Source organism: Nioella ostreopsis, assembly GCF_004000255.1.
Classification (GTDB): domain Bacteria; phylum Pseudomonadota; class Alphaproteobacteria; order Rhodobacterales; family Rhodobacteraceae; genus Nioella; species Nioella ostreopsis.
Genome location: NZ_RCIQ01000003.1, coordinates 269,046 through 280,122, shown reverse-complemented (window position 1 = coordinate 280,122; position 11,077 = coordinate 269,046). Strand labels below are relative to the sequence as shown.

6 protein-coding genes are annotated in these 11,077 nt (G+C 65.8%); 3 read left to right on the top strand and 3 right to left on the bottom strand.

Going from position 1 to position 11,077, the window contains the following annotated elements:
* Window positions 1–283: 283 nt before the first annotated feature.
* A complete protein-coding gene (locus tag EP237_RS05420) occupies window positions 284–727 on the bottom strand; it encodes an Lrp/AsnC family transcriptional regulator (RefSeq protein ID WP_127558886.1) in 444 nt (147 codons plus the stop codon).
* A gap of 123 nt (window positions 728–850) precedes the next feature.
* Between EP237_RS05420 and EP237_RS05415 the strand changes: the two genes are divergently transcribed.
* The 3 genes from EP237_RS05415 (at window position 851) to EP237_RS05405 (ending at window position 5,838) form a co-directional block, all read left to right on the top strand.
* Window positions 851–4,252, top strand: coding sequence for an indolepyruvate ferredoxin oxidoreductase family protein (locus tag EP237_RS05415; protein ID WP_127558884.1), 3,402 nt, complete (start codon window positions 851–853; stop codon window positions 4,250–4,252).
* Between the two features lie 54 nt (window positions 4,253–4,306).
* The gene (locus EP237_RS05410; protein WP_127558882.1) at window positions 4,307–5,404 is read left to right on the top strand and encodes an NAD(P)/FAD-dependent oxidoreductase; all 1,098 of its coding nucleotides are present in this window, start codon (window positions 4,307–4,309) and stop codon (window positions 5,402–5,404) included.
* Window positions 5,405–5,499: 95 nt separating this feature from the next.
* Window positions 5,500–5,838, top strand: coding sequence for a RidA family protein (locus tag EP237_RS05405; protein WP_071690090.1), 339 nt, complete (start codon window positions 5,500–5,502; stop codon window positions 5,836–5,838).
* A 156-nt stretch (window positions 5,839–5,994) separates the two neighbouring features.
* Here the strand turns inward: EP237_RS05405 and EP237_RS05400 are convergent, their stop codons facing one another.
* Window positions 5,995–9,216, bottom strand: coding sequence for a translocation/assembly module TamB domain-containing protein (locus tag EP237_RS05400; RefSeq protein ID WP_127558880.1), 3,222 nt, complete (start codon window positions 9,214–9,216; stop codon window positions 5,995–5,997).
* Window positions 9,213–10,991 carry an autotransporter assembly complex protein TamA gene (locus EP237_RS05395; RefSeq protein ID WP_127558878.1) on the bottom strand — a complete coding sequence of 593 codons (1,779 nt, stop codon included), beginning with the start codon at window positions 10,989–10,991 and terminating at the stop codon, window positions 9,213–9,215. Before EP237_RS05395 ends, EP237_RS05400 begins: the two co-directional genes overlap by 4 nt.
* Window positions 10,992–11,077 lie beyond the last annotated feature (86 nt).

Here is an 11,077-nt window from a genome sequence, read left to right as displayed (position 1 = left end):
GTCATCGAATAACACGAACTCAGGCGGCCATGTTATCGGATAACACGAAACAGATAATCAAACAAAATCAGCACTCTAAACCCAACTACCCAAATCCGCACCGCACGGATCACCCCCTCGCTCGCAGGCAAACCACCCGAACGTGTCAAAAGTCGATAACACCCCGATCCAACCCATAACAAACGATAACACCAAAATACGTGTGAAAATCACGCTTACAGGGCGCGTGTCGTTTGGGGATTCGCGTGTGACGCTCGATCGGATGGCGGGTGATTCCCCGGATTCATTCCTTCACGGATCGCAGAATCACATTGGTCTGGGCAGACGCCACCGCCGGGATGCGGAACAGGAACTGTTCGAGAAAGCGGTTATAGGCGTCGATATCGGCACAGGCGATGTGCAGGTGATAATCTGCCTGACCGGTCGTGGCATGGCAGGCGCGCACCTCTTCGCGGTGTTTCACGGCGCGGATGAAGGCGGTCAGCTGTTCCGGGTCGTGGCGGGTCAGTTGAACATGGACGATGACCTTGAACCCGAGCCCGCGCTTCGCATCATTGATGCGCACCCCGTAGCCTTCGATCACACCCGCTTCTTCCAACGCCCGCACCCGTCGCCAGCAGGACGACGCGGACAGTCCCACCTTCTCGGCCAGATCGGCATTCGAGATGCGACTGTCCTTTTGCAGGGCCTGGAGAATCTGGTCGTCGATCTCGTCAATCTGTGACATGTGAATTCCGTAAACCTGCGTATCACGGATGAATATTCCAAGAATTGACAAAAGCATCAAGTGGATTGGTCAAAATGACCATTCATTTCGGGGTACTGTGTCGTTTCTGGACAGGAGAACAGAATGACCGCGCATCCGCCGCATTTCGACACCTATCACCTGGATGACCGCTATGCCCGGACCGAAGGGCGGGTTTTCCTGACCGGGACGCAGGCGCTGGTTCGGGTGATGCTGGACCAGGCGCGGCGCGACCGGGCGGCGGGGCTGAAGACCGCCGGGTTCGTCTCGGGCTATCGCGGATCGCCGCTTGGCGGGCTGGATCAGGAGATGTGGCGGCAGACGGCGCGGCTTGCCGAAAACCGGATCGACTTCCTGCCCGCCGTCAACGAAGACCTCGGCGCGACGGCGGTCTTGGGCGCGCAACAGGCCTCGCTCGATCCGAATTGCGAGGTCGAGGGCGTGTTTTCCATGTGGTACGGCAAGGGACCGGGGGTGGACCGGTCGGGCGACGCGTTGAAGCACGGCAACGCTTATGGCTCCGCGCCCAAGGGCGGCGTGCTGGTGGTGGCGGGGGATGATCATGGGTGTGTTTCCTCCTCCATGCCGCACCAGTCGGATGTGGCGTTCATGTCCTGGTTCATGCCGACCCTGAACCCCGCCAGCATCGGGGAATATCTCAGCTTCGGGGCCTATGGTCTTGCCCTGTCACGGTTTTCCGGCGCCTGGATCGGGTTCAAGGCGATCTCGGAAACGGTTGAGTCAGGCCAGTCTGTCGAGATCCCGGCAGAGCGCGCATTCGTCCAGCCCGCCTTCACGCCGCCGCCGGGTGGCCTGCATGTACGCGCGTCCAACATGCCGAGCCCGGAGATTGAGACCCGCATCGGTGCCAAGCTGGACGCGGTCGAGGCCTTCGTGGAGGCCAATCCCATCGACCGGCGGATCTACGACATTCCCGATGCGCGCTATGGGATCGTGACCACCGGCAAGGGGCATCTCGATTTGATGGAGGCGCTGCGGCTGCTCGATCTGGATGAGGCCGCCTGCCGCCGGCTCGGCATCGACATCTACAAGGTCGGCCTGGTCTGGCCGCTGGCGCGCCGCGATGCGCTGGCCTTCGTGTCCGACAAGGAAGAGGTGCTGGTCATCGAGGAAAAGCGCGGCATCATCGAAAGCCAGTTCAAGGAATATTTCTATGACTGGCCCGGTCACAAGCCGCAGCGCATGGTGGGCAAGCACCGGGCAGCGGGCGATCCGCTGATCCCCTGGATGGGCGAGTTGAGCCCATTGTCGCTGGTGCCCGTTGTGGCCGAACGCCTGCACGCGTTCTTCCCAGGGGAAAACCTGCCGGACAAGGCCCGCGCCCTGACGGAGACTCCCGCCCCGGTGCTGAGTGTTCCGGGCGCGACGCGGACGCCCTATTTCTGTTCGGGGTGTCCTCACAACAGCTCCACCAAACTGCCCGACGGCAGCGTCGCCAATTCCGGGATCGGGTGTCACGTCATGGCGGGTTGGATGGACCGCAATACGCTCGGCTATGCGCAGATGGGCGGCGAGGGGGTGCCTTGGTCTGTGGCGTCCCGCTTTACCGGCGGCGGGCATCGGTTCCAGAATCTGGGCGAGGGGACATGGTATCATTCCGGGTCTCTCGCCATCCGGCAGGCAGTCGCGGCGGGGGCGAATATCACCTACAAGATCCTCTATAATGACGCCGTGGCCATGACTGGCGGGCAGCCGGTGGACGGCCCCGTCAGCCCCACCGCGGTGGCTCAGGCGTGCCGGGCCGAAGGGGTGGACCGGATCGCAGTGGTGTCGGACGACATCGGCAAATTCCGGCGTGGAGACTTTCCCCAGGGCACCAGTTTTCACGACCGGGCCGAGCTGATGCCGGTGCAGCGGGAGTTGCGGGAGGTGAAAGGCGTCTCGGTTCTTCTATATGAACAGGTTTGCGCGACCGAAAAGCGCCGCCGCCGCAAGCGGGGCAAGGCTGAGGACCCCAAGCGCTTTGCCTATATCAACCCGCTTGTCTGCGAGGGCTGTGGCGATTGTTCGGTTGAATCGAACTGCCTGTCGATCGAGCCGCGAGAGACGGTGTTCGGCCGCAAGCGCCGAGTAAACCTGTCCAGCTGCAACAAGGATTTTTCCTGTCTGAACGGGTTCTGCCCCAGTTTCGTGACAATAGAAGGCGGTGCGCGGCGCAAACCCGCGCCGGTGGCGCTGGACCTTGAGGCGTTGAAAGCCGGGCTGCCGGTGCCAGACGCGCCCAACCTGTCCCGCCCCTTCGATCTGCTGGTCGCAGGCGTTGGCGGCACCGGCGTCGTGACCGTGGGCGCGCTGATCACCATGGCCGCGCATCTGGAAGGCAAGGGGGCCAGCGTGCTGGACTTCACCGGATTTGCGCAGAAATTCGGCACGGTTCTGGGCTATGTGCGGATCGGTGCCAGCCCGGACACGATCCATCAGGTGCGGATCGAGCGCGCTTCGGCGGTTGCGGTCATTGGCTGCGATGCAGTGGTCTGTTCGTCCCCCAAGGCATCCATCCATTACCGGCAGGGCACGCGCGTGGTGCTGAACCGGGCCGAGATGCCAACCGGTGATCTGGTGCTGCACCGGGACGCGCAATTGAAGATAGCCGAACGCGAGGCGCTGATCCGGGCCACCGTGGGCGAGGATGTGATGGCCTTCGACGCCAATCAAGCGGCGGAAAACCTGATGGGGGACAGTGTCTTCGCCAATATCATGCTGCTTGGCGCGGCCTATCAGCAAGGGCTGGTGCCGGTCAGTGAAGTTGCTTTGAAACAGGCCATTCTGCTCAACGGCGTGGCGGTGGAAAAGAACGCAATGGCCTTTGATCTTGGGCGGGTGATGGCGGCGCGGCCTGAGGTGCTGGAACCGTATCTGGGTGGCGCGAAGCCGCAGGCCGAGACATTGGACGAGGTGATTGCAACGCGCGCCGACTTCCTCACCGCCTATCAGAACGCCGCCTATGCACGCCGCTTCACCGACCGGATCGCCGCCTTTCGCAAGGCCGTGCCCGAGGCCGGGGATGAGCTTGTCGTTGCGGCTGCGAAATCGCTGTTCAAGCTGATGGCCATAAAGGACGAATACGAGGTCGCTCGGTTGTTTACCCAGACCGGATTCGATCAGGAACTGGCCGAGCAGTTCGAGGGCGATTTCCGCGTCGTCCATCACCTTGCCCCGCCACTCCTGTCGTTTCGCCGGGATGATCGGGGGCGCCCTGTCAAGCGGAGTGTCGGCCCCTGGGTGCGGCCGGTCCTCAAAGGTCTGGCCAAGCTGCGAAGGGTGCGGGGCACCTGGGCCGATCCCTTCCGCTTCAGTGCGGATCGGCGCCTGGACAGGGATTTGCTTACGTGGTTCGAACGCGTCCTGACGCATGTGGAAGGTCACCCTGACCCCGAGACGGCGCTGGATCTTCTGTCCGCCCCGATGGAAATCCGCGGTTATGGCCCGGTGCGAGATGACGCGGCCATAAAGGTGCGCGCCGGGATGCCCGAGGGCCTGCGCTGACTTGACTTCGCCGGTCTGCCTGTCGCTCATGGGAGGCAGGAGAAGGGGCGCGGAATGCAGGCGGATTATGCGATTATCGGCGGCGGGGTCGTCGGGTTGTCTGTGGCCTGGGGGTTGCAACGGCGCGGCTTGCGCGTGGTCGTGCTCGACGGCAGCGACGGGGATTTCCGCGCCAGTCGGGGCAATTTCGGGCTGATCTGGGTGCAGGGCAAGGGCATGCGTGCGCCGCGCTATGCGGAGTGGACAAGAGGCTCCGCAGCGCTGTGGGCCGCCTTCGCGGCAGAGTTGGGCGAGGGCACGGGGCGCGATCTCTGGCTCAGGCAGGATGGCGGCTACGAGGTTTTCTTCGATGATGCCGAAATGGCCCGGACCGCTGATGCCTATGAAGGCCTGAAAGCGCGGCTTGGGGGCGACTACCCCTACGAGATTCTGGGGGGCAATGCGCTGCGCCGGGAAGAACCGGCGATCGGTCCCAAGGCAGTTGGCGCGATCCTGCATGCCGAGGATGGCCATACCAGCCCGCTGCTGCTGCTGCGCGCTCTGGCAGATGATTTCCGTCGCCTCGGCGGGCGGGTTCTGACTGGCAGGCAGGTGGTGGCGGTGGACCGGCCCGACGGGTTCCACATGACCTGCGCGGATGGCGAAACGGTTGAGGCGGGCAAGATCGTGCTGGCGGCGGGGCTTGGGGCTGCAACGCTTGGGCCGATGCTGGGGTTTCGGGCGCTTGTGCGGCCACAGCGGGGGCAGATCCTGATCACCGAGAAACTGCCGAAACTGCTCAACCGTCCCACGGTCGATCTGCGCCAGGTGGAGGAGGGCGGGATCCAGATCGGGGCCACGAACGAGGAGGTGGGCTTCGATGACCGCTCCTCGCAAAGGGCGATGGCCCGGCTGGCGGCGCGGGCGGTCGAGACGGTCCCGGCGCTGGCAAAGGCCCAGCTTTTGCGGTCCTGGGCGGCGCTTCGGGTCATGACACCGGACGGGCTGCCGATCTATCAGGAAAGCGCTGACATGCCCGGGGCCTTTCTGGTTACCTGCCACAGCGGCATTACCCTTGCAGCGGCCCATGCGCTGCGCCTGCCGGACTGGTTGGAGGGCAAGGGCGGCGCGCCGGACCTTGCCGCGTTCTCCGAGGATCGCTTTTCGCGCTAGCCCCGCTTGTCGCGCGTCTGGGGCATGGCTATGCAGGCAGCATCATCCGGCCCGCCATGGTGGCGGTGCCAACACCCATCATCAAGGACATTCCCATGATCGAACGTTTCGAAACCGGCACCCGCATGAGCCAGTTCGTCAAGCATAACGGCACCGTCTATCTGGCCGGTCAGGTTGGCGAAGGCGCCACGGTGGCCGATCAGACCCGCGATTGCCTGGCACAGGTGGAGCGGCTGCTGGCCGAAGCGGGGTCCGGCACCGACAAGATGCTGCAAGCCATCATCTGGCTGGCGGATATGGCCGATTTCGCCGAGATGAACGAGGTCTGGGACGCTTGGGTTCCCGCGGGTCACGCCCCGGTGCGCGCCTGTGGCGAGGCCAAGCTTGCGGCACCGAAATACCTGGTGGAAGTCATCGTCGTCGCGGCCTGCTGAAGCGCTGCGCGACCCCCTGCCGTGATCAGGCGGGTGTGCTTAGCGATCAAGGGCAGCCGGCCCGATCCGACCGGGCGAAAAGGCGCTTCGAAGCGCCTTGTGACGGGCCTTCGAAGGCCCGTTTCCACAGCCCCCGGCCGCGTCGCATTCCAGACTTCAGTAATCGCGCTCGAAGAACACGCCGATGCTGCTGTCGCCATCGGTGGCAAAGGCGCCGCGTGCCGTGATGTTCGGGGTGAGATCGAGGTTCAGGGAAACCTCGGCCTCGCCATCCGCGCCAATCTCTGCGTCGGTATAGAGATTGTCCGAGATATAGCGCCCGACGCGCAGGCTGGCATTGCCCTCGGAATCGGTCGACAGGTCCAGATCGTCCACGCCGAGGCTGTCACGCAGGCCCCCGATGATCCCCTGACCGCCCGCCACCCCGGACACCGCATCGACCAGCTGCAGTGCCTGCACCGGCGACAGGCTCGTCGCGCTGCGGCCAAAGAAGAGCCGGGCAAGGATTTCGTCCTGCGGCAGATCGGGGACGGAGCTGATGGTCAGTTCAGGGGCCGAAGCCGGGCCTTCGATGGTGATCAATGCCGTGACCTCTCCGGTCTGGGTGCCTGCGACCACACGCAGGTAGGGGTCGAAACCTCCCTGAAGGCTCGCTGTTGCCTCGGAAATATCGAAGCGCTGGCCAAGGAAGGTCAGCCGTCCCCGGATCAGCTCGAACTGGCCCGATGGCGCGACGGCGGCGCTGGTGCCGCCAAGGCGGATGCTGCCGCCAAGCTCCGCGTCCAGGCCCGATCCGCGCAGGAAAATCCGTGCGGGGGCGTTGATGGTCAGGTCAAGCGACACCGGCGCGCTGTTGCCGCCATTGCCCGATGCGATCAGCCCGGCCCGGTCGCGGGTGGCATATTGCGTACCGGACGCCCCGATATGGGCAATATCGGGGATCGGTTCAGACGCGCCGAAGCTGAGATCGTCCAGCAGAACATTGGTTTCACCCAGGGTGATCTGGCCAGAGACATGGGGGCCTGCGGCCAAGGCGCCATCGACGGTGATCGTGGCGGTGTCGATTGAGGTCTGGAACAGGTCTTCCTCGGTCACCTGAACGGCAGACAGTGTCATCTCGACCCGTCCGGGCAGGCCGGGGGCCGTCAGGTCCAGCGCCCCGTCGAATGTCATCCGTCCGCCCGGCTGAATGCCGCTGCTGCCCGACAGGCTCAGCCGGCTGCCCGCGATTCCGGCGGTCAGGTCCAGCCCCTCCAGCACCATGCCGAGCGAGGGCAGGGACACCCGCGCGCCGCCGGTGGACAAGGTGCCGGAGAGAGAGGAGAGCGCCGGGGGGCCGTTGACCGTCAGGTCGAACCGCGCGGTGCCACGCACGGATCGCGGGGAGATGAACTGATCGGCCAGCGCCAGCGGCAGGCTGCCCGACAGGGCAAGGTCCACCGCGCCGCCGGGCAGGCCGATCCGGCCGGTCACGTCAGTTGCGAGCCCGCCCTGGCCGCTGGCCTCGCCAGACAGGGTCCAGGGCATCGTGTCATTGGCGCGGGTCAGGGTCAGGCTGGCGTCCACGGGGCCGGATATGGCCGAGGTCAGCAGCCCCGCATTGGCCAGCCGTGCGGTCGCCGACAGCGTGCTGGTGCCCGAGGACAGCCGACCCTCTGCACTGGCGGACAGGGCCGATCCGGTCAGCTCGAACCGATCCAGATGCAGCCCCTCACCATCGCGGCGCAGGGCGGTTTCGATCCGGGTTTCCCCCGCGATCAGGGCAGGCGGTATCGCGTCGCCCGCGCGCAAATCCTGTGCGGTCAGATCGGCGGTTGCGTCGAATGCACCGGATAACAGGTCTGCCTCTGCCAGCAGCGTCATCTGCGCGGACCCTTCCAGATCCTGCCCCGCAAGCCCCGCGAAGGCAGACAGGTCGGGCATTGCTGCGCGCAGGTCCAGTTCGGCCATCAGGGCGCTGTCCCCAGTGCGGAACCGGGCCGCCCCGAGCAGCGTGGCGGTGTCGCCGGTCATGGCGATCCGGGTCAGGTCCAGCGGCTCCCCCGTCTGCCAGTCGGCGCGCAGAGACAGGCGCGCGGTGCGGCCCATGGCGGCTCGCAGGTCGGGGTCGGAATGGGACAGCCCCTCCAACGCGGCCAGCAGATCGGCGGTGACGCCAAAGGCCCCCGCATCGGGCGGGGTGATGCTGCCAGACAGGGTCAGGTCGGCGCGGTCAACGCCGATGTCTCCGGCGCGCAGGTTGGAGATCGCGGCCTCGCCGGTCCAGCCATTGCCATTCGCGCGGTCATAGCCGAGCGTCAGGTTTGCCTCGGTCAGGGTGACGGGCAGACCGGCGATCGGCAGGCGCACGGGGCCGCCGCTGGCATCCGAGATGAGACCCGCCACCTGAAACCGCAGGGGCGTGTTGTCGGCGGCGAGTGCGGCAGAGCCTTCCAGCGACAGCGAATGACTGGTCAGGGCAAAGCTTTCCAGCACGGTGCCACCCGCAACGGGCCGCGTCAGAACCGCCTCCAGCCCCGTGCGAGATCCGAAAAAGGCTTGATATTCGGGCAGCACCAGATGCGCCAGATCACCGGTCAGCGCGGCGGTGATCTGCTCTGTCCCGTCCTCTGACCGGGCAGAGACCAGCGTTCCGCTGACCCGTGGTTCACCGTCAGTGGCCAGGGTCAGGTCAATCGTCAGATCGTCCAGCGGCCCGGTCCCGGCAATGTCCATCGCGACCGAGGGGGCGTCGGGGATACCCAGAAGCGTGACCGCGATGCCGCCAGGGTCTTCCACCAGCTCCAGCGACAGGTCCAGTTGTCGGGTCTGGTTCTGAAAGCCCGCCCGGAGGGCAAAGCGCCCCTCAGGCCCGTCCAGCCGGGCAAGCGTCAGCTCCGCCGCGCCGGTGCCTTCGGCAAGGCTGGCCGAGCCTGCAAGGGTCGCGGTGACAGGGAATCCAAGAAGCGATGTGCCAAGCTCTATCCTGTCAATGGCCAGCGCCCCGAGGGCAATGGAAACCGGCAGGTCCGGCAGCTCGAATGGCGTTGCCTCAGGCGCGGCGGGGTCGGGCTCGCCCGTGGGCAGACGCTCCAGCACGATGCGCGCGGCGGCAAGGCGGTCGACCTCCAACGCGCCCCGCAGCAGGGCTGACCGGGTCCAGGTCAGTTCTGCATCCTCGATGGTCAGCCAGACGCCGTCCGCATCCGAGATTGTCAGCAGATCCAGCGTTGCGGTGGAGCTGAGCGCACCCTGAAAGCCGTCGATCCGCACCTGACGGGCATTGCCATCGGACAGCGCGCCCTCGATCAGCTGCACAAGACGCCCACGGTCATCCTCTTGCGCGTGGAGCGGCAGGGCGACCAGCAGCGCCAGCGATATGATCAGCGCCCGGATCAAAACGCCTGTCCGATACCGATGTAGAAATACAGGTCTTCACCCACGCCATCGCCGCTAACGGGCGTCGCCAGATCCAGCCGGATCGGCCCCACTGGCGTGTCATAGCGCACGCCGATCCCGGCGCCTGAATGCCAACTGCCGCCTGCGTCCCAGTAAGGGCCGGAAGAGACATAACCGGTATCTGCAAACAGCACCGCGCCGAAATTGCCGAACAGATCCTGCCTAAGTTCCAGCGAGGTGCCGAAGAAACTGCGCCCGCCGGTCAGCACGCCGCCCTGCATCGCACCGAGCGACTGGTAACCTTGGCCGCGCACGGTATCGGCCCCGCCGGAAAAGAACAGCCAGTCAGGGGGAAGGGTATTGATCGCACCGCCATCCAGTGTGCCCAGTTGCAGACGCGCCGCCAGACGGGTGCCGCTGGTCTGCCCGAAAGCCCAATAGGCCCGCGCATCGGCCGTGAACCGCGCGCCGCCCGACCCTTCGGCCATGGCAAAGGGGGTCAGGGTTGCGTCGACATACCAGCCACTGCGCGCGTCAAAAGCGTTGTCGCGGCTGTCCCATGTCAGGCCCACGGGCAGCGACAGCATGGTCACGTCTCGGGTCGAAAAGGCGTCGGTGATCTGCCCATAGCTGAGTTCCGCGAAAACCGACCCGCTGAGAGTGTCGGAAAACCGGTGTTCCAGCCCGGCCTCCAGGTCGATCCTGTCGAGGGTGAAGGTCAGCTCGTCGAGATGTTCCAGCGTCACGCCGAAGCTGAGCCTTGTGTCGGGCGTCAGCACCGCGGGAATGGAATAGACGGCTGAGGCCAGCGCGTCGAAGCCGCCGTTTTCACCGCCTAGGCCGCTGACCTCTCCGTCAAGGCGCAGCCGTTCCGCCCCGCCAAAGAGGTTGCGATGCAGCCAATAGGTGGAGAGCGTCACGCCCTCGGTCGAGGACAGTTCCGCCCCGAAGCCAAGCCTGCGCAGCGGGGCCTCGACCAGATCGGCCTCGATGGGCAGGCTATTGTCGGGGGCAAGTGTGCCCTCCGTGAGGGCCACAGAGGTAAAGGCCCCGGTGTCGCGCAGCCGTCCGGCCACCCGGTCCAGCGTTTCGGGGTCGAACCGGGCGCCGGTCGGAAGGCCCGCGATGCGGGCGATGGCCTCTGGCCGCATCCGGTCTTGGCCTTGCGGGAAAAGCTGGCCGAAACTGGCAACAGGGCCGGGGTCGAGCGTGATCTGTGCGTCCAGTTCCGCATCCGCATGGCGGGCGGTGATCTGCTGGCTTGCGATGGCGGCGGTCGCGTGCCCCTCGGCGCGCCAGCCGGTGATGCCCGCCTCTGCCGCCTGCCGCAGCACGCGGGTGCCAGCGGTGGCTCCGGGGGTGAAGCCGTCGGGCAATTCGGTGCCGGGGGCCAACGGGCCGATCTCGGCCCGGCCAAGGCGAAAGGGCGTGCCGGGGGTGACGGTGATCACCACGTCCTGAATCGGGGCAGGGGCGCGGAAAGGGGAAATGTCGGCGGCCTCGCGCCGGTCGAGGCGGATGGAGATCTCGGGCCCGAAATAGCCGCGCTCGTAAAGCGCCGCCAGCAGGCGGGAATAGTCGGACCTTGCGCTCGCGATCACGTCCTGCGCGGGCAGGGTGGCCGGGTCCTCGATGGCCATCAGGCGGGAGGCGGCGGTCAGGTCGTCCTGAAGATCACCCTCCGCGCCGATCACCTGCAACGAAACATCCGCGCTGGCCGGACCGGTTAAGGTCAGGGCGGCAGCGGATAGCAGGAGAATCGGCAGGCAGCGCATGTCTGTTAACTTATAGGGCCGCCCGGCAAAGCTGAATGGAAACAACGCCGGTCTCGCCCCCTTCGGGCAACATTTCGCCCGCGCCC